Annotated in this window: 13 protein-coding genes, 1 other RNA gene and 1 pseudogene; 5 read left to right on the forward strand and 10 right to left on the reverse strand. The window is 63.1% G+C overall.

Annotated features, from left to right (window positions below):
- Positions 1–3: 3 nt before the first annotated feature.
- The 6 genes and pseudogenes from AC1PLU_RS02295 to AC1PLU_RS02320 all read right to left on the reverse strand — a co-directional run bounded on the left by AC1PLU_RS02295 (position 4) and on the right by AC1PLU_RS02320 (position 6,627).
- Complete coding sequence (locus AC1PLU_RS02295) at positions 4–933, reverse strand: amidohydrolase family protein (RefSeq protein ID WP_481107589.1); 930 nt, start codon at positions 931–933, stop codon at positions 4–6.
- A 114-nt stretch (positions 934–1,047) separates the two neighbouring features.
- Positions 1,048–1,779 (reverse strand): SDR family NAD(P)-dependent oxidoreductase, encoded by a 732-nt coding sequence (locus AC1PLU_RS02300; RefSeq protein ID WP_481107590.1) that lies wholly within the window; start codon positions 1,777–1,779, stop codon positions 1,048–1,050.
- A 215-nt stretch (positions 1,780–1,994) separates the two neighbouring features.
- The gene (locus tag AC1PLU_RS02305; protein WP_481107591.1) at positions 1,995–3,461 is read right to left on the reverse strand and encodes an aldehyde dehydrogenase family protein; all 1,467 of its coding nucleotides are present in this window, start codon (positions 3,459–3,461) and stop codon (positions 1,995–1,997) included.
- Between the two features lie 107 nt (positions 3,462–3,568).
- A pseudogene (locus AC1PLU_RS02310) lies at positions 3,569–4,335 on the reverse strand (SDR family NAD(P)-dependent oxidoreductase).
- Positions 4,336–4,491: 156 nt separating this feature from the next.
- Positions 4,492–4,914 carry a nuclear transport factor 2 family protein gene (locus AC1PLU_RS02315; protein WP_481107592.1) on the reverse strand — a complete coding sequence of 141 codons (423 nt, stop codon included), beginning with the start codon at positions 4,912–4,914 and terminating at the stop codon, positions 4,492–4,494.
- 33 nt (positions 4,915–4,947) lie between these two features.
- Positions 4,948–6,627, reverse strand: a complete 1,680-nt coding sequence (locus AC1PLU_RS02320) for a GMC family oxidoreductase (protein ID WP_481107593.1) — start codon at positions 6,625–6,627, stop codon at positions 4,948–4,950.
- Between the two features lie 51 nt (positions 6,628–6,678).
- On the opposite strand from AC1PLU_RS02320, the gene AC1PLU_RS02325 reads away from it, so the two are divergent.
- The 3 genes from AC1PLU_RS02325 to AC1PLU_RS02335 all read left to right on the forward strand — a co-directional run bounded on the left by AC1PLU_RS02325 (position 6,679) and on the right by AC1PLU_RS02335 (position 8,964).
- Entirely contained in the window at positions 6,679–7,605 is a 927-nt protein-coding gene (locus AC1PLU_RS02325; protein WP_481107594.1) for a LysR family transcriptional regulator, read from the forward strand.
- Positions 7,606–7,725: 120 nt separating this feature from the next.
- On the forward strand, positions 7,726–8,172 hold the full coding sequence (locus AC1PLU_RS02330) for an Rrf2 family transcriptional regulator (RefSeq protein WP_481107595.1): 447 nt from the start codon (positions 7,726–7,728) through the stop codon (positions 8,170–8,172).
- Between the two features lie 147 nt (positions 8,173–8,319).
- Entirely contained in the window at positions 8,320–8,964 is a 645-nt protein-coding gene (locus AC1PLU_RS02335) for an NADPH-dependent F420 reductase (protein WP_481107596.1), read from the forward strand.
- 298 nt (positions 8,965–9,262) lie between these two features.
- On the opposite strand, the gene AC1PLU_RS02340 is transcribed toward AC1PLU_RS02335, so the two are convergent.
- Positions 9,263–9,604 (reverse strand): HPF/RaiA family ribosome-associated protein, encoded by a 342-nt coding sequence (locus AC1PLU_RS02340; protein ID WP_006451224.1) that lies wholly within the window; start codon positions 9,602–9,604, stop codon positions 9,263–9,265.
- Between the two features lie 352 nt (positions 9,605–9,956).
- Between AC1PLU_RS02340 and AC1PLU_RS02345 the strand changes: the two genes are divergently transcribed.
- The gene (locus tag AC1PLU_RS02345; protein ID WP_481108448.1) at positions 9,957–12,380 is read left to right on the forward strand and encodes a DUF3772 domain-containing protein; all 2,424 of its coding nucleotides are present in this window, start codon (positions 9,957–9,959) and stop codon (positions 12,378–12,380) included.
- Positions 12,381–13,018: 638 nt separating this feature from the next.
- Here the strand turns inward: AC1PLU_RS02345 and AC1PLU_RS02350 are convergent.
- From AC1PLU_RS02350 to AC1PLU_RS02360, 3 genes are all read right to left on the reverse strand, one after another.
- Positions 13,019–13,096, reverse strand: a non-coding RNA gene (locus tag AC1PLU_RS02350) — sX9 sRNA.
- A gap of 78 nt (positions 13,097–13,174) precedes the next feature.
- A complete protein-coding gene (locus tag AC1PLU_RS02355; protein ID WP_481107597.1) occupies positions 13,175–15,283 on the reverse strand; it encodes a phosphoglycerol transferase I in 2,109 nt (702 codons plus the stop codon).
- A gap of 360 nt (positions 15,284–15,643) precedes the next feature.
- Positions 15,644–17,368, reverse strand: coding sequence for an ABC1 kinase family protein (locus AC1PLU_RS02360; RefSeq protein WP_023902319.1), 1,725 nt, complete (start codon positions 17,366–17,368; stop codon positions 15,644–15,646).
- Between the two features lie 129 nt (positions 17,369–17,497).
- Here AC1PLU_RS02360 and AC1PLU_RS02365 point away from each other — a divergent pair, with 129 nt between their 5' ends.
- Positions 17,498–18,439, forward strand: a complete 942-nt coding sequence (locus tag AC1PLU_RS02365) for a DUF808 domain-containing protein (protein ID WP_481107598.1) — start codon at positions 17,498–17,500, stop codon at positions 18,437–18,439.
- Positions 18,440–18,512: the final 73 nt, after the last annotated feature.

Genomic DNA, 18,512 nt, shown 5'->3' on the forward strand with positions numbered 1-18,512 from the left:
GCATCACGGCGTTCTTCCAAGCAGGCGAGCGGCGTTCTGGCGGTAGATCGCCGGACGCGACAGCCCGGTGACGTCCATGGCGTCCAGCGCCGCGCTGAACGTGTCGAGTCCGAAGTCCGGTGCCATCGGGAAATCGGTCCCGAAGACGATGCGCTCAGGATCTGCCACCTGGGCCAGGGCGGCAAACGTCGCCGCGCCCGCCGCCAGTGCGGTGTCGTAGTAGAAGGCGCGAAATGCGTCGGCCGGGTCGCCGATCCGGTCGATGACGCCCGGCATCATCTGCAGGCTGAGCGCGATACGCGGGAACAGGAACGGCAGCGCACCGCCTGCATGCGACAGAATGAAACGGATGCCGGGAAAGCGCGACAGCACTCCGGCGATGATCAGGCTTGTCGCGGTCCGCGTGGTTTCGAACGGGAATTCCAGCACGGACGCCGGCGCAACGCGGGGCAAGCTGTAGGACGGCTCGTTCGGATGAATCAGCACCACCGCGCCACGGCGGTCGAGTTCTTCCCACAGCGGAGTGAAACGTTCGTCCCCAAGGTAGGCTCCATCGTAACTTGTGAACACGATGAAACCGTCGGCCTTGAGTATATCCAGGGCGTAGGCGGCTTCCGCAAGGCTGGCGTCCATGTCGGGCAAGGGCAGGCTGGCAAACGCACCAAAACGGCCTGGATATTTCTGGCGTAGATCGGCCGCAGCGTCATTGCAGCCGCGTGCGATCGTTCCCTGATGATCCGTCATCGGGACCGACGAGACCGACAGGATGCCTTCGGCGATGCCGGCGGCGTCCATCATGGCGATCGCCTTGTCAGGCGACCATTCTGGTGCACGCTTGTTCGGCATCTGCGCTGCAAGCACGTCCATGCCGACCGCGTCGATATAGACCTTCGGGAAGAAGTGCTGGTGCGTGTCGATCTTGTTGAATGACATGATGGCTCCTTGGTTGGCATACGCCGTGACGCGCCACGCTGGACAGATCGCCGCGACCTGGCGATGAGCATCTGAAGGTTCGCCACCTGATCGGTGGCGGGAAGGGCGGGCTGCTCAGGAAATCTTGTACTGCCCGCCGTCCACCGGAAGCGCCTGGCCAGTAATGAACGCTGCGTCGTCGCTGGTCAGAAAACAGACCGAGCCGGCAATATCCTCAGGCTCGGCAAAACGCTTGATCGCCTGGTGCTGCCAGGTCTGGCGTTTCTCCTGCTCGGGCATCTCCTGGGTCAGGCGCGTGTTGGTGATGGAGGGGAGCACCGCATTGACGGTGATGCCGCAATCGGCAACATCGTTGGCCAATCCCCGCACGAACCCGATGACCCCCATCTTCGAGGCCATGTAGTGGCTCATGCCCGAGATGGCCAGTCCGATGGAGTTGGACGATATGTTGACGAAACGGCCCCAATTGTTCTTCCGCATCTGAGGCACGAATTGTTTGGCGCTCAAAAAGTGTGCGTCGAGATTGATGGAGAAGGTCTTCTTCCATTGCTCCCAGTCAAGCTCGTCGATCAGCTTCGGGCTGCCGATGCCGGCATTGTTCACCACGATGTCGGTGCGGCCGAAGCGCTGCTGTACCTGCTGATCGATACGCTCCCAATCCGCAGCGCTGGTGACATCGCCGGTAACGATCAGGCTGTCGCCGGCGAGCATGCCGGCGGTATCGTGTGCTTGCTCGATATCCAGCAATACCAGCCGGGCACCATGCGCTGCGAGCTTGACTGCAATGGCCTGACCAATCCCGCGGGCGGCGCCTGTCACGATGGCAACGCGGCCATCGTGGCTCAATTTCATCGGTTTCATGTCGGTTCCTTGAAAGTCAATTAGGTACGCAACGCAAGCGACGCGGTGGTGCTGTGCCTTCCGCCCGAGGGGCGGCCAACACAACACCTGCTCAGTGCTCGGTGCCCGGTGCGGCATGTGCCGCGCCGGGGGCTTGGTGGAGAGCACCGCATGCCAGTCACTTGATGCGCGCTCGCGTCGTTCTGTTGGCCGCACTGAACTCAGAACGGGTATTGCTCTTCGTTCTTGCTGTGACGGGCGTTGATCCAGATCGTATCGGTGAAATCGTTCATGCAATCCGGCCCGGTGCGACCCCAACCGCTATCGCGCACGCCACCCATCGGCACATGCGCCTCGTCGTTGACGGTTGCGGTATTGACGTTGACCACGCCGGCCTGGATCCGCGGCGCCAGCTCCAGACCACGGTAGGTGTCGCCACTCAGGATCGAGGCAACCAGGCCATATGCGGTACGGTTTGCGACCCTGACAGCGTCTTCGACGCTATCAACGGGTTCGACGATGACCACTGGGCCAAAGGTTTCTTCATTGGAGATCGTCGCCTCATAGGGAACATTGGTCAGGATGGTCGGTTGATAGACCTGACCTTCGAAGGTTCCGCCTGTCTCTATCCGCGCGCCCATCGCGACGGCTTCCTGCACGCCTTTATGGACTTTTTCGATCGCGGCCCTGTTGATCAGTGGCCCGATCAGGGTGGCAGGATTGGACGGGTCGCCCATGGGGAGCTTGCGGGCGCGCTGGACGAACTTTTCAAGGAATTCATCATGCAGCTTGCGTGCAATGATGATCTTGCGCGTGTTCATGCAGATCTGTCCTTGATGGAAGAATGCTCCGAACGTCGCAGTGCGCACCGCGAAATCGACATCCACATCGTCCAGCACGATCAGCGGGTTGTAGCCGCCCAATTCCAGCACGGTACGCTTGAGCGTGCGCCCGGCACGCTCGGCGAGTATCCGCGCAGTCTGCACGCCGCCGATCAGGTTGATACCACGCACATGTTCCGATGCGAACACTGCATCGGAGATCGCGCCGGCACCGCCAGGCGCATGCGGCACGACGTTGATGACGCCAGCAGGAAAGCCGGCTTCTTCGGTAATGCGCGCAACCATCAACCCTGCCGAAACCGGCGCGAATTCCGACGGTTTGATGATGACCGTATTGCCGGCAGCGAGCGGCCCAAGCGCTGCGCGCCACGACAGGATATTGGCCCCGTTCCAGGGCGTGAAGCAGGCGATTACCCCGAGCGGGCGGCGAATGCTGAAGGACAGGCGGCCGGCGACATCGCTCGGAAAGGTCTCGCCCTTGGGGTTGTAGATCCAGCCCGCCGCCGCTTCCAGGTTCTGGACGACCAGGCTTTGCTGGAAACGCGCAAAGGAAATGGTGCTGCCCGTTTCGCGCGACAGGATATCGGCGATCTCTTCCGAGCGTTGGCGATAGATGGCGGCGGCCTTCAGAAACAACGCAGCCTTCTTCGCAGGCGGCATCGCTGCCCAGGCCGGAAACGCCTGCTGAGCTGCGTCGATGGCGGTATTGGCTTCCTCCGCGCCACAGTTGGCAACATGCGACATCAGTTTGCCGCTGTAAGGCTCGAACACATCGAAGGTGATGCTGCCGGACGACTGTTTCCATTGGCCACCTGAAAAGTAGCCGTGATCTTGAATCGTGCTCATTTCACACCTTTATTGGGTTGGTCAGATGCTTGATTGCGGACGTCGAGATCCACCGCGCCACGGGTCTGCCGCAGCGCGTTTGTTTTTTCCACACTGATTGCGAGGTTTTAGATAAACATGCCGCCGGAGGCTTCGATACGTTGTGCGTTGATCCAGCCATTGCCGTCTGACAGCAGTCCGGCAATCACCGGTCCAATGTCATCTGGCAGGCCCACACGACCAAGCGGGTCTGCGCGGAGATCAGCTTGTTGAGCGCTGCGTTGTCGCGCACCACACCACCGCCAAAATCGGTCTCGATGGCGCCTGGCGCCACCGCATTGACGGTGATGCCGCGTGGACCCAGTTCCTTTGCCAGGTAGCGGGTGAAGACCTCGATGCCGCCTTTCATCATCGCGTAGGCCGCATACCCTGGCAGCGCGAAGCGGGTCAGCCCACTCGACAGGTTGACGATGCGGCCACCGTCTGCGATGAGCGGCAGCAACGCTTGGGTCAGGAAAAACACGCCCTTGAGATGAACCGCCATCAATTGATCGAACATGGCCTCTGTGCTCTGTTCGATTGGCGCTGCCAGCCCGATACCTGCATTGTTCACCAGGAAATCGATGTTGTCGCGCGACCAGGTTGTAGTGAGACTTGCGCGTAATCTGGCGACGAACTCGGGAAACGCGCTGATTTCTGCGGTATCGAGGCGAAGCACGGCTGCCTTTCTGCCAAGCTGCTCCACTTCGCGCGCGACCTCACGCACGCTGTCTTCCTGCGACTTGTAGGTCAGCACGACATCGGTTCCGTTGCTTGCAAGGGCCAGTGCAGTACTGCGGCCGAGCCCGCGGCCGCCGCCGGTGATCATTGCCAACTTGGTTGTATTTTCCGCCATTGTCTTTTCCTTCGGGCGTGCGCCGCTACACCGCGGTGCCGCCGGCTACCTTGGCGCTGACATTCATGTAGAGACGTTGAATAGAGGCCGCTGCGGCCTGTGGCAATCTGCACGCCTTGCCTGGGCGATGCGTGCAGGTTGCCAGCGATCGCGCGCTTAGAACTTTGCGTCGCTCAATGCGGCAAGAAACGCCATCGGATTCCAGTACTCGCGGTAATTGACCACCAGGCCATTCTTGAACGTCACCACCGTGGCATAGCTCATTTCATAGGGGTTGCCGTTGGAAATGACCGTACCCGATGCACTCCACTCGGCGATCGCCACGTTGGGGTCGTCGGTGGCATGGATCTTCAGGCTCGGAATGGTCTTGACGTCGATTACGTTCGGGTAATTGCGCATGTACTCGTAGATCGCTGCGCGACCGACCAGTTTCCTGGACGACACGTCGGGTGCGAACGGGAACTCAACGACGACATTCTCGTCGCACAGTTCTGACCAGCCCTTCATGTCCTTGGCCAGAAACGTGTCCAGGGTGCGTTTCAGAAGCTGGACGGCGGTGTGGGTGTCTGGGTGGCTCATGCGTTGCTCCGGTGGGTTTGTGGTGTGGCTGGATCAGGCGTTGGGCCAGACCCAGTTGGATGCGATACGTTCGGCCAGCATCATGGTGGGAAACGCTGTCGCGACCGAAGGGACGTCGGGCCAGATCGATGCATCGACGACACGCAATCGCTCCACGCCGCGGACGCGGCCATCGGTATCGACCACGGCAGTCGGATCGCGCTCGCCGCCCATCGGCACAGTGGAGGTTGGATGCTGATAGGTCGCCACGCTGGCAGGCAGCGTGGCATCCAGAGCGGCGCGATCGCCGACAGCCGCGCCGGGCGCGAGCTCGCCGCCGACGACATCTGCAAATGGTTGATGCCGCGCGATGTCGCGGATCACCTCCACTCCGTCGATCAAGCGTTCCCGATCGCCAGGATCACTGAGGAAGCCCAGATCGATGATGGGTGCCGCCTGAGGGTCGCGGCTGGCGATGGTCACAGAGCCGACCGACCGCGGGCGCACCAAGGCCGCGAACAGCAGGAACATGGCGGTGTCGGATGACTGCCCATTGGCGGGCAGCGCGGCGGTGCTGATATTGAGGTCGGCTTCATCCCCGACCGCATGCTGCGATTGCGTCCACAGCATGGCGCCGATGGGCGGATACGGCAGCCCGACCGCCTCCTTTTTGATCGACCACACGGTCGGCACCAGTGGATGGTCCTGCAGGCGACGGCCAACCGGCAGGTCGGCAACGACATCGATGCCGAGGCTGCGCAGCGTGTCGCCAGGGCCGATGCCAGAGCGCATCAGGATCGCAGGACTGGCGTAGGTGCCTGCCGACAGAACGACGGTGTCAGCACGAATCACCTCGCCACCGGCCAGACGGACTCCGATGGCGCGCGTACCTTCCAGCACGACGGCATCGACCAGCACCTGGTCGCGAATGGTCAGGTTGGTGCGTGCACGAACCGCCTCGCTCAACAGGGTCATGCCGGTCGTCAGCCGCACGCCCATGCGCGTGTTCATGACATAAGGACCGACGCCCAGTGGATCTGCGGTCGCAAACCCGGCCGAGCGTTGATGGCCGGCGGCGAGGGCAGAGGCAATGAAGGCGCGATGCTGGTCCGACACTTCCTCGTCGCCGAGCTGATGGACTGGGAAAGGACCGTCGTGGCCGGCGCCACCGCTGCCGGAGGTACGCTCCAGCGACTGGTAGAACGGCTGGGTGGCGTCCCAGCTCAATGCTTGCAGATCGTATTCCCGGGCCCAGCGCTCGTGGTCCGACTTCGGTAACCGCATCGCCACTGCACCGTTGATCGCCGACGAGCCCCCGAGCACCTTGCCGCGATTGAGCGGCATGCTTCTGCCAAGCAGCCCGGGCTCCGATTGAAAGCCCCAGTCGTGCTGCGAGTCGCCGCCCACCAGGTCCTGGCGCCGCACGGCGTTCGGATACGCGTCAGGTGCATAGGCCACGCCTGCCTCGATCAGCAGAACGCGACGCGAGGAATCGGCACTCAGCCGGTTGGCCAGCACGGCGCCGGCGGACCCACCCCCAACGATGATCAGGTCGTAGGGGGAACCCGACGAATCGACGACGCCCGCCTTGTTGGAACGAGGTTGCGGTAGATCCTCACCGGTGCTTCCTGCGGCGTTACGATCGATCATCGACAGTGGCTCCCAAACGTGTGGCGGTGATGCTGACATCCGCGCGTTGTAGTCAACAAGCCTGTATTTTTCGATGCGATCCATCGGTTAATCCGATGGATGAGCCGGTAATCACAAATTACAGAAGGCGTCAACATGCTGGATGGTCTATCGCTCGATCAATTGAGAACTTTCATCGCCTCAGCCGAAGAAGGCAGCTTTTCTTCGGCGGGCAGACGCCTTCGACGCAGCCAGTCCGCCATCTCGGAAACGATGAATAATCTTGAACGGCAGCTTGGCGTGCGCCTGTTCGATCGGCAGGGGCGATATCCCAAGCTGACCCCGGAAGGGGAGGTGCTCCTGGCGGACGCGAGATCCATCATGGCGGGCGTGGAGAATCTGAAAGCCCGGGCGAAAGGGATATCCGCGGGGCTGGAGCCTGAGCTCGTTGCAGTGATCGACGTTTTTTTCCCGATCACTGCCATGGCAGAGGTTGCCCACGAATTTCGGATCCAATTTCCGGATACGCCGCTGCGGCTGTTCGTCGAGGCGCTGGGTGGCGCGATGCAGCCGGTTGTCGATGGACGGGCCAGCTTTGGTGTTGTCGGGTCCTTGCAGATGTTGCCCAGTGGCCTGGAGTCGGAACAAATTGCCACCATCGACTTTGTCAGGGTGGCTGCCAGTCATCATCCGCTTGCCACCTATGACGGGCCGATCCCGCCCGAGGAGCTTGCCAAGCATGTGCAACTGGTGTTGACGGACCGATCGAGCATATCGGAAGGGCAGGAGTTCGGTGTGCTGTCTCCCCTGACCTGGCGGCTGGCGGACCTGTTTACCAAGCATGCTTTTCTTGTCAGCGGTCTGGGTTGGGGTGGCATGCCGTTTCACGCGGTTTCAAAAGACATCGCTGAAGGACGGCTGGTTGTGCTCCCGATCGAGGGGACGCCGGTGGGAGGGCATCGGATGCCCATCTCGGCGATCTATCGCCTGAGCGCCCCGCCGGGGCCTGCAGGTCGCTGGATGATTGAGCGCCTGAAGCAGTGCACCAGGGGCCGGCAGGTCGCAACGGACCTGGCGCAGTAGCCGGGCATGGGCGATCGGTGCGTCGAATGGCGCCCGGACGAGCAGAAACAAAAAAGCTGGACACACCCAAAAAAGTGTATTAGTGTTTGTTACACACATTCACTAGATCGACCTCAGGACATGCCCACCAGCAGCCGTTTCGCCGTTGCCACCCACATCCTCACTGCGCTTGCAGTGGGCGACGGCACGCCGATGCGTTCGGACGATCTGGCGTATTCGGCCAATACCGGTGCCGTTGTCATTCGTGGGCTGCTGTCACGCCTCAGTGAGGCAGGGCTGACGCGCTCGCAACTTGGCGCCGGTGGTGGCGCGATGCTGGCCAAACCGGCGAAACAGATCAAACTGTTGGATGTCTATGCGGCGGTGGAGGACACGGAGCTGTTTTCGGTGCATCGGACGCCGCCCTGCGAGAACTGTGCGGTGGGCGGTAACATCCTGGCCGCGCTTGAGCCGACATTGACCCGAGCTCGCAAAGCACTGGAAGCCGAGCTTGGGAAAACCACCATCGCAGATTTGGCCCGCGACGTCGCTCGGCTGGGAAACTTCTCGAGTCCCCTGGTCTGGTAATCTTTTAGTCTTAAATGTCGTTAAGACGACGACACACATTTATTTTGCTGAAGCAAGGCGACAACAGAGCTGCAGTGGTCTGGGGTGCTGGCAACCTCACTCACTTCTACAACCCCTCACTTCAATCACGTCAACAGGATATAGATCATGAGCATCGGCATTATTGGTTCTGGCGCGCTTGGCGCCAACGTCGCACGTGCACTCGCCAAGAAAGGGATTGCAGCATCAATTTCAAACGGCCGTGGGCCGGCTTCGCTCGCTGCGCTGGTCGATGAGCTTGGCCCCTCGATCACCGCAGTCACCACAGCCGAAGCGGCGAGCGCCGACATCGTGATTGCTGCGATACGCTGGGTCGATGCCGAGAACGTCATGACTGGCCTGCCGGCGTGGAATGGACGCATCGTGATTGACGGCACCAATCCGGTGGAGTTTATCGATCCGGCTTCTCCGGACGCCAACGATCCGAACAATCCACTGGCAGCCTACGGCATCAAGGCCGTGGATCTGGCGGGCAAGCACTCGAGCGAGGTATTCAAGCAGTTCGTGCCAGGGGCAAGGGTGGTCAAGGCGTTCAATCACCTCGACGTCAATGTCCTGGCCGAGCCCGAAGTCGCCGGTGGCAAGCGGGTGCTGTTCTATTCCGGGGACGACGCTGCCGCCAAGGCCGAGGTCCACGCACTCATCGACGCGATGGGCTTTGCGCCGGTCAACCTCGGATCGCTCGATGTCGGCGGGCCGCTTGCATCGCTGCCTTTTGGCTCGCTATCCGCACAGAACTTCGTAAAGCTCTGATCGTATCGCGCAAGGTTGCGGACGGATCGAGTTCTATTTCATCCGTCCGGGCTGTGTTGCAAGTCGGTAAGACTTGCACACAGCTGACAGGCTGCTGCTGGCGCTGCGCAGTGAATATGGCAAGCCGCAGACGCAGCCGACCGATGCCGATCTGGATTGGCGGATCAATGCAGCGCGAGCGAGGCAAAGCGGGAGCCTGCTGCGCGTCGCTGCTTCTCCGTGACACATTTGGGGTGACGCATCTCGGTGGCGCGCTTATCGGCAGGGTGCGCAAGCGCGCCCCCTGCCAGAGGCGGAATCAAAGCATGTCCGGCGGCGGCGCGGTCGCCTTGGCGTGCTGCTTGCCGCGCGCATGTTCGATGGCGGTACGCAGCTTGCGCGCGGCGCCGGTGACGGCGGAAGCGGTGGTTTCGGCGCTATTGGTGGCCGCGATCGGCGGCAGGCCGGCGACGTGTGCCTCGATGCTGCAGGTTCGATCCGCCGCGCCGCCGCGTTGACCGTTCTCATCGCGCAAATGCACTTCGACGCGGGTGATGTCGTTGGCGAAATGCGCCAGCTGGGCGGAGCAGGTCTTCTCGACATGCTGCACGACAGAGGGGTCATGCGGCACGTGCTTGTCGGTCTGGATCTGAATCTGCATAGGTGTCTCCTTCGCGGTCATCCGCTGCGTCTGCCGTAGCGGTGACTCGATTCTGCGACAGCGCACCGTTGCCGCGAGGTGACAAGCTGCACCGCGTTCATGCGCAGGTCGGGATGGGTGGGGCGTCCATCCCCCTGCGGCTGCCAGCTGTGCCGCGGCTGTCGCGCACGAACCGCCAATCGCGGATTGCCAGTCCACACTGGCGAGCTCTGCCAGACTGAATCCTCACGGCAGCAGCGATCGGCTGTACCCGAAGCAGTGGATTAAGATGCCGTCACTGCGGTAGTCCGCGCTTGTCCAATGCCTGCCTGTGTCTGAATTCCGATTTGCTCTGGGTGGCCATCGCGGCGTGTTGCGGCGTGTGCTGTTGCTGGCTGCGTTATGGATGGTGTGCGTGGGCGCCGCAGTGGCGCAGGACGACGACACGCTGCTGGAGAACGCGCAGACCCAGCTGGACAGCATGCAGAAGGTGCTGAGCCAGGCCGACACCGGCATGGACAAGGCCGATAAGGACCAGCTCGGCAAGCTGACCGACGACGTCACCGGTGCGCAGCGGCAGGCGCAGGATCTGGTACGCACGCTGGAGCCGCCGCTGAAGGAACTCAACGTGCGGCTGGAGGGGCTGGGCGTCGCTCAAAAGAACGAGCCGACCGACTTGCGCGAGCAGCGCCAGTCGCTGACCAAGCAGCGCGATCGGCTGGATGCCGAGTTCAAGCGCGCCACACTGCTGGTCTCCAATGCCAAGGACCTGGCCGATCGGCTTGAACGCGAACGGGTGCAACGCTTCAGCGTGCAGCTCTCCACGCGTGTGGCCTCGCCGCTGTCGCCGACATTGTGGAACCAGATCGCACAGCAATGGCCTGACGATCGTGACCGTCTGCAGGCGCTTTCCGCCAAGACGGTGCAGATGGTGCAGGCGGGAACTGCAGCCAACGGCGTGGGCGGGCTGATCACCGCCGCCGTGATCGCGTTGCTGCTGGCACTCCCGATGCGGATCTTCCTGCGCCACCTGGGGCGCCGTTACGCAGCCTCGCGTGCGCCCGGCGGACGCCTGCGACGCTCCGGGCTGGCATTGTGGTTCTTGCTGGTCGGTACGCTGAGCCTCGGGATTGCGGCGTTCGTGCTGGTTGAAGGCATCCGCGCGCTCGGCGAGCTGCCGGACGATCTGGATCAACTGCTGACCGGGTTTGTCGCCGTCAGTCTGGTGGCCGCCTTCGTCGGTTCGCTCAGTGCAAGCCTGTTGATGAAGCACCAACCCAGCTGGCGCTTGTTTCCGCTGGACGATGCCACCGTCGATCGCCTGCGCGTGCATTGCCTGGCTACCGCCGCGGTCATCTGGCTCAGCGGCATGGCCGCAAAGATCAGTGAAGCCGCAGGCAGCAGCCCTGCGCTGACGACCGCCACCGATGCGGTCGCCGCGTTGTTGTATGCGGGGTTGATCCTGTCGGCGCTGGCCGGCCTGAGCCTGTCGTTGCGGGCGCAGGCGGCGACTGCGGGCGCGGTCGATCCCGACAGCGATGCGCCAACGCCGGTGGTGTCGCGGGGCGGCGGCTTCATCGTGCTGATTCGGCTGCTGGGCCATCTGGCGGTGATCTTCGCCCTGATATCGGCCTTGTTCGGCTACCTCAATCTGGCGTTGTTCGTGGAGCGGCAGATCATCTGGATCACCCTGATCTGCAGCCTGCTCGGCTTGCTGGTGGTGTTTGCCGACGATCTGATGAGCTGGATGTTCAATCCCGACGGCCGTTTCAGCCGCGCGCTGTCGCATGCGCTGAGCATCGGGAGCGGACGCCTGGTCCAGCTGGGGCTGCTGATGTCCGCAGCGACGCGGGTGCTGCTGGTGCTGTTGGGCATCGCAGTGCTACTGACGCCTTACGGAGCCAATATCAATGTGGTGACCGGCTGGGCGGAGAACATTACCCACGGCATCCCCATTGGCAAGGAACTGGTGATCACCCCCAGCGATGTGTTCAGGGCGCTGTGTGTGTTCCTGCTCGGCATGGGGCTGGTGCACGTGGTGCAGCAGTGGCTGCTCAACACCTATCTGCCCAAGACCGAACTGGATGCCGGTGCGCGCAACTCCATCAGTACGGTGGCGCGCTATCTGGGCTGGCTGATCGTGGCGATCTGGGGCCTGACCGCGCTGGGGCTGGATCTGAAGCGGCTGGCGCTGGTGTTGAGCGCATTGTCGGTGGGTATCGGTTTCGGCTTGCAGGCGATCACGCAGAACTTCGTGTCTGGCTTGATCCTGCTGGCCGAGCGGCCGGTGAAGATCGGCGATTGGGTGCGCATTGGTGACCAGGAGGGCGATGTGCGCAAGATCAGCGTGCGCGCCACCGAAATCCAGGTCGGCGACCGCTCCACCCTGATCGTGCCCAACTCGGAATTGATCACCAAGAGCGTACGCAACATGACGCTGTCCAACCCGATGGGCCGGGTGCAGCTGCAGTTCTCGGTGCCGCTGGAAGCAGAGGTGGGCAAGGTGCGCGACATGTTGCTGGAACTGTTCGCCGAGCACACCAAGGTGTTGGCCGAGCCGGCGCCGGCGGTGTTCATCGATTCGCTGGCCGGCGGCCACGTCAACTTCAATTCGTTCGCCTATGTCCGCAGCCCGCGCGATGCATATGGCGTACGCAGCGAGTTGTTCTTTGCGCTGCTGCAGCGGATGGAAACCGTGGGCATTGCGCTGCAATCGCCGCAGGAGATTCGTTTCAGCCGTGCGGGCGCGGCGGTGGCGCGCGATGCAGGCGATGGCACGCCTGCATCGGAAGACTGAGCTGGCGAGTGCACGCAGTGTGCGGGCATAGGCACTGCAGCCACACCTTAGATCAGCTGCTGTACGACTGATCTATCCGCACTGTCGAACTGCTCCAAAATAACCGGGATGTCGAGGCTTCGCGTTGTTTGGATACGGTCAAACGATTAAGTCAAAAGCTTGGTTATTCGAGTCGAGTCGAGGGTGCGGTGCCCTCACCGCTCGCGGGACACGCCGCAAGTACGTCCATGTAGGCTCGGTGGCGGCATCCATGCCGCCACACGGTCCCGCAATCGGTGAGGGCACCGCACCAGAAAGTTGGTCGGCTGCTTTCTTAAAAGCTTATTGGTTGCTCGGCTTGCGTTAGAAAGCTGATAGGACACGCCCTTACCCGAACAGCGAATGTCGCGCATTGCTTGCAACCGTGCAAAACGACACCCTCGACTGGTCCTTGCCCGCCTACCGTCGCGGGACCTTACGCGGCATGGATGCCGCGTAAGAGCCTACATGGACGTACTTGCGGCGTGTCTCGCGATGGTAGGCGGGCAAGGGCCCTGCAGCCAACAAGCAGATCAGCGGCTTTACAGCTGATCTATGAGCATCGTCCAATCACATCCTCCAATCGTTTCAAGACGACCGAGATCTCACGGTCTTGAAGTGACCGACAAAACGTCGCGCGCAATTGGCAACACGGTTATGGACGGTACGCTCAGAACCGGCATGTACGCGTGGTACATGCCGCACCGAGCAACCAGCGCTGAGCATCCGCATCGAGCAACAGCGGCGCACGCTTGATGGCCGTACAGCGCCGCAACTCAGGAGCGGTCTGCGACAGGTGTTTCCTTGACCAGTGCCAGATCGTCCACACTGACGTCTTCGGTGTAATCCAGCCAGGCACGGATTTCCAGGTCCTCCACCGCATGTTCCAGGCCTACCGGCATGCGGATGCGTCCCGCCGCATCGGGCACCACCCATTGCTGGGCCAGCACCACCTTGCGTTCGGACGACACCGCTTCCACCCAGAATGCACGCGTGGGCCGGCGTTTTGCATACAGCTCCAGCATGTAGCGGCCGGCTTCGGTCTTGCGCGCAGTCTGGGTGAGCATGATCGGCTGACGCACGCGTGGGCGCGGGCCTTGCTGGCTGGCCTCCAGCGGCGCGTCCACGGCAATGCCACGGGTCAGGTCCGGATCGCGATACAGCTTCATGCTCTGCTGGCGATCGACCACCAGTGCGCACCAGTCGCCGTCGGCCGAGCCGTCTTCGAATGCCGTGCAGCGGTCCACATACGCCAGCGTGCCTTCGGTATGCGTGCGATCGAACTGGCGCGAAGTGTTTTCCAGATACACCGTTTTCAGATTGGTGTCCTCGTCGTATTCCAGCAGCACCGGCGGGCGTACCTGCTGCACGCCCACCACCACATCGCCATTGCCGTTGATGCGCAGCATGCGTGTGCTGCGCCCGGTCCATAGCGTGCGTGCGTAGGCGAGATAGCGCGGGTAGTCCTTGCCGCTGTCGCGACTGGCCGCCACGCTGGCGCTGGGTGGCGCATCGCTGGCCAGCAGCGAACGGCCGAAGCCCAGCGTGCGCATGCCCGGTTCCAGCAATTGCAGCAGCGTTGCACCCGAATCCAGTGTGCTGCCGGCGCGCGTGACCACTTGCTGCGGCGCGATGTCCTTGCCCAGGAACAGCAGCAGGTTTTCGCGCTTCTGCTTGGCGAGTACATCGCTGAGATCGTTGGGCATCGCCAGGTGATCGGAGGCGATCACGATGATGGTGTTCTTGCCGTAGCGGCTGTTGCGAATGCGCGCGACCAGCTCGCCGATCAACCGATCGCTGCACTTGATCGCATGCAACAAACCGATGTCGCCCAGCGCGCTGTCGTAGTGCTGGCCCTTGCATGCCAGTGGCAAGTGCCCGGCAGGATGGTGGGTGTCCATGGTCAGCGTGGTGAGCATGAACGGCTGGCCGGCGCGCGACAGCGTCTGGAAGCTGTCCCAGGCATCGTCCAGCAGCACATCGTCGTGCACGCCCCAGGCGGAAAAATGTTTTGGAGCCACGCCCTTGTCGCGGAAGTAGCTGACGTCGTGCACCACATCGAAACCATGGCTGGACAGAAAACTGCCCTTGCCGGCAAAGCTGGCATCGGCACCACCGACATAGTGATTGCAGTAGCCCTGATCCTTGAGATAGTCGCCCAGGCAGCGCGCCTCCGGCAGGAACAGGCCCATGCGGCCCATGCTGTTTTCATCGCCGGGCGCGGTGGTCAGCGGCACGCCGCACATCGAGGCGACCATGCCGGCAATGGTCCAGCCGCTGCCTTCGGTGGAGGTGAGGTTGCGTACGTCCACCGCCTCGGTGGCCAGCGCGCGCAGGTTCGGCATCAGGCCGGGAAACACGTCTTCGTCGAAGTAGGTGCGTTCCAGACTTTCGCCGTAGATCCACACGATGTTCTTGCGCTTCTGCAACGGCTGCTGCGGTACCAGATATTCCGGCACCACGGTGGCGTAATCCACCGGGCGCAACTGGTAGTACAGGCGCTTGCCATCGCGATACAGCGGGCTGACCGCGATGCTGACCAGCAACATCGTCACGAACGCAGCGAACACCGCACCGCCACCGCGCGGGCGACGGAAACGCCGCACCTTGAGCAGTACCAGCGGGCTGAGCGACAGCAGCACCATGCCGATGAACACGGCGATGTAGCCGGAAAAATCGCTGACCCCGGCGCCGTCCATGTCGGCGCGCAAGTGGTACAGCGTTGCGGCATTGATGCCGTCGCCACTGAGCCGGTCGACCAGACCCCAGGCGCTAAGCAGCAGCAACAGCAACGACAGCAGGCCAGCCTTCAACCACGCCAGACGTGGGGAGGCGACCAACAACCAAAGCAACAGCAACAACGAGAACAACAACATCCAATGCATGCGGCAGCGTCCGTGGGGGAATGATGCGAGCGCGTACCGGACGCCTTGCTCGCCTGTCCTGTGCGCCACACCCAATGTGACACCCGGATGACGGACTATGCCGCGCTGAAGCTGACTGAAATGTTTGGTGGAGTCGAGCGCCTGCCGCAACGCGGCGCAGCGTGCGCGCTGACGATCACCTGATCGCGGTGGCGCTCGCTGGAGATTCGCGGTCTCTGCATTCCGCACCTGGCGTGCTTCTCGCACATGGGCGACGTCTCGATAGCGCCACATCGCCCGACCGCTGGACGCGGCGGTCTTGGCAAGCGACGCCGGGTGGAGCCATGTCGCGCCCGGGTGCGTTCCTACGCGGGGGGGGCGCTATCGGTGCCCGCGTTCCTCGCGTGCACGCACGCGGCGGTCGAAGAACAATGCACTGAGCACGATACCCAGACCCAGGAAGACCCCGAGCAGAAACAGCACCATCGCAATCGCCGGATAGCCCCACAGTTTCAGCCCGGTTTCGATGCGCATCATCTGTGCCGAGGCCATGATCAGCGCCGCCGTCACGATGCCGGCCGCCACCCGGTTGGCGATCTTCTGCAGGCTTTCCATCAGATGCGATTCTTCCAGCCCGGTGACGCGCATCTGCAGGCGGTTTTCTGCGGCCAGCGAGAGAATCTCGGACATGCGCCGCGGCCCTTCGCGCACCAGGTGCTGCAGCTCCATCGCCTCGCTGGCCAGGTTGGCGGCGGACAGGGATTTTTTCAGGCGCGCACGCATCACGTGCTGCAGATGGCGCTCGACGATGCGGCGCGTATCCAGGGTGGGCGACAACGCGCGGCACACGCCTTCCAGATTCAATAGCGTCTTGCCGAGCAGGCTCAACTCCGGCGGCGTACGCAGGCCGTTGGCGGTGGCGATGCGCACCAGATCCAGCACCACGCGGCCTTCGGAGGTGGTGTCGTGGGCGGCGTAGCGGGCGATCATTTGCCCGGTCTCGCGCTGGTAGCGGTCTTCGTCGTAATCCTCCAGCCGCGTGCTGAGCGCGATGGTCTCTTCGGCGACTTCTTCGCCGCGGCCATCGACGGCGGCGAACAGCAGCTTGAGCAAGCGCTCGCGCAGGCGCGGCGGCACGTGGGCGACCATGCCCAGGTCGAAGATCGCCAGGCGCCCGTCCTGCAGCACGCGCAGGTTGCCCGGATGCGGGTCGGCATGGATTTCGCCATGCACGAACATCTGGTCCAGATAGCCCTTGACCAGCTCTGCGGCCAGGGTGTCCATCGGCTGTTCGGTGCGCCGCAGGCCGGAGATCTTGTCCACGCGCACGCCTTCGGCCAGCTGCATGGTGAGCACCTTGCGGCTGCTCAGGTCCCAGATCGGTTGCGGGATCCACAGCATCGGAAACGGCTTGAGGTGCTTGCCGAAGCGCACCAGCGTTTCGGCTTCGTCCTCGTAATTGAGTTCGGCGCGCAGGGTCTTGCCGAATTCGCCCAGCCAGTCGGCAAAGCGCACGCGCCGGCCGATACCGGTCAGCCGGTCGGCGGCGGTGGCAAAGCTCTTGAGCACGTCCAGGTCCGAGCGCACCTGTGCGGCCACTTCGGGCTTTTGCACCTTGATCGCCACCGGGGTGCCGTCGCGCAAGGCGGCGCGGTGCACCTGCGCCAGCGAGGCGCAGCCCAGCGGCACCGGATCGAAAAACGAGAAGGCCTTGTTGACCGAGACGCCGAGTTCTTCTTCGATGATCTGGCGGATGCGCTCCACCGGCACCGAATTGGTGTTTTCCTGCATGCGCTCCAGCGCGGTGGCAAATTCCGGCGGCACGATGTCCGGGCGCGTCGACAGCATCTGGCCCAGTTTGACGAAGGTGGGGCCGAGTGCCTCCAGATCGGAGACGAATTGGTCCGGGGTGCCTTCGGCAGGCACTTCGTACTCGTTGATCGCCGCCGGATCCAGGTTCATGCCGGCAAACACGCCCGAGCCGCGATAGCGCAGCAACAGGCGCAGGATCTGGGTACGCCGGCTCATGCCGCCCACCACGGCGTTATCGGCCGGGATCGCGGCCTGGGCCGGCGTGCGGGAAGGATCGTTCGGACTCAAGGCCATCTCCGGCACTCGTGCAATCGCTGAGTGTGGCCAGCGCTGGGTGGTGACGTGGTGAATCCGACGCACGCCATCACCCCATGCGGGCGCTGGATCGGCGAGAATCCAGCGCCACCCACGAAGGACCCCCGCATGGCCGGTGCCAGCCTGTTCACCCTGCTCGACGACATCGCCACCCTGCTGGACGACGTTTCCATCCTGACCAAGGTCGCGGCCAAGAAGACCGCCGGCGTGCTCGGCGACGATCTGGCGCTCAACGCGCAGCAGGTGACCGGCGTGACCGCCGACCGCGAATTGCCGGTGGTGTGGGCGGTGGCCAAGGGCTCGCTGGTCAACAAGGTGATCCTGGTGCCGGCGGCGCTGGCGATCAGCGCGCTGGAAGCCTGGCTGCGCGGGCGCGGCTACAACGTGCCGCTGGTGATGCCGCTGATGATGATCGGCGGCGCCTACCTGTGCTTCGAGGGCGTGGAGAAGCTGGCGCACAAGTTCCTGCATAACGAGGAAGAAGAAGCGCAGCGGCATGCCGAACGCACCCGCGCGCTGGCCGACGAGAGCGTGGACGTGGTGGCGCTGGAGAAGGACAAGGTCAAGGGTGCGATCCGCACCGACTTCATCCTGTCGGCGGAGATCATCGTGCTGTCGCTGGGCGTGGTGGCCGGGGTGTCGTTCGGCCAGCAGGTCGCGGTGCTGGTGGCGATCGCGCTGGCGATGACGATCGGTGTGTACGGCCTGGTCGCGGCGATCGTGAAGCTGGACGACCTGGGGTTGTACCTGACCAACAAGGGCGCGGCGTTGGCGGCGTTGGGTCGCGGCATTCTGGTGGCCGCACCGTGGCTGATGAAGTTCCTGTCGGTGGCCGGCACGCTGGCGATGTTCCTGGTCGGCGGCGGCATCCTGGTGCACAACATCCCGGCGCTGCACCATTTCGTGCAGGACCTGACCAAGTCGGCTGGCGGCATGGGTTGGTTGGTCGATGCACTGGGCAATATGCTGGTTGGCGTGATCGCCGGTGCGATCGTGCTGGGCGCGGTGATGCTGTTCCAGAAGGTGCGCGGGAAGAAGCCGGCGCATTGATGCCGCGTCACGGCTGCCGGGTTGGGAGGCAACTCGGCACCGGTGTGGCGTCGTTAGCTGGCGTCGATCGAGC

This window comes from Xanthomonas sp. NCPPB 2933, assembly GCF_056725225.1.

Coding starts and splice junctions, on each gene's coding strand:
- AC1PLU_RS02295 (WP_481107589.1), bottom strand. CDS start 933: ATGTCATTCAACAAGATCGACACGCACCAGCACTTCTTCCCGAAGGTC.
- AC1PLU_RS02305 (WP_481107591.1), bottom strand. CDS start 3,461: ATGAGCACGATTCAAGATCACGGCTACTTTTCAGGTGGCCAATGGAAA.
- AC1PLU_RS02315 (WP_481107592.1), bottom strand. CDS start 4,914: ATGAGCCACCCAGACACCCACACCGCCGTCCAGCTTCTGAAACGCACC.
- AC1PLU_RS02320 (WP_481107593.1), bottom strand. CDS start 6,627: ATGGATCGCATCGAAAAATACAGGCTTGTTGACTACAACGCGCGGATG.
- AC1PLU_RS02325 (WP_481107594.1), top strand. CDS start 6,679: ATGCTGGATGGTCTATCGCTCGATCAATTGAGAACTTTCATCGCCTCA.
- AC1PLU_RS02330 (WP_481107595.1), top strand. CDS start 7,726: ATGCCCACCAGCAGCCGTTTCGCCGTTGCCACCCACATCCTCACTGCG.
- AC1PLU_RS02335 (WP_481107596.1), top strand. CDS start 8,320: ATGAGCATCGGCATTATTGGTTCTGGCGCGCTTGGCGCCAACGTCGCA.
- AC1PLU_RS02340 (WP_006451224.1), bottom strand. CDS start 9,604: ATGCAGATTCAGATCCAGACCGACAAGCACGTGCCGCATGACCCCTCT.
- AC1PLU_RS02355 (WP_481107597.1), bottom strand. CDS start 15,283: ATGCATTGGATGTTGTTGTTCTCGTTGTTGCTGTTGCTTTGGTTGTTG.
- AC1PLU_RS02360 (WP_023902319.1), bottom strand. CDS start 17,368: ATGGCCTTGAGTCCGAACGATCCTTCCCGCACGCCGGCCCAGGCCGCG.
- AC1PLU_RS02365 (WP_481107598.1), top strand. CDS start 17,498: ATGGCCGGTGCCAGCCTGTTCACCCTGCTCGACGACATCGCCACCCTG.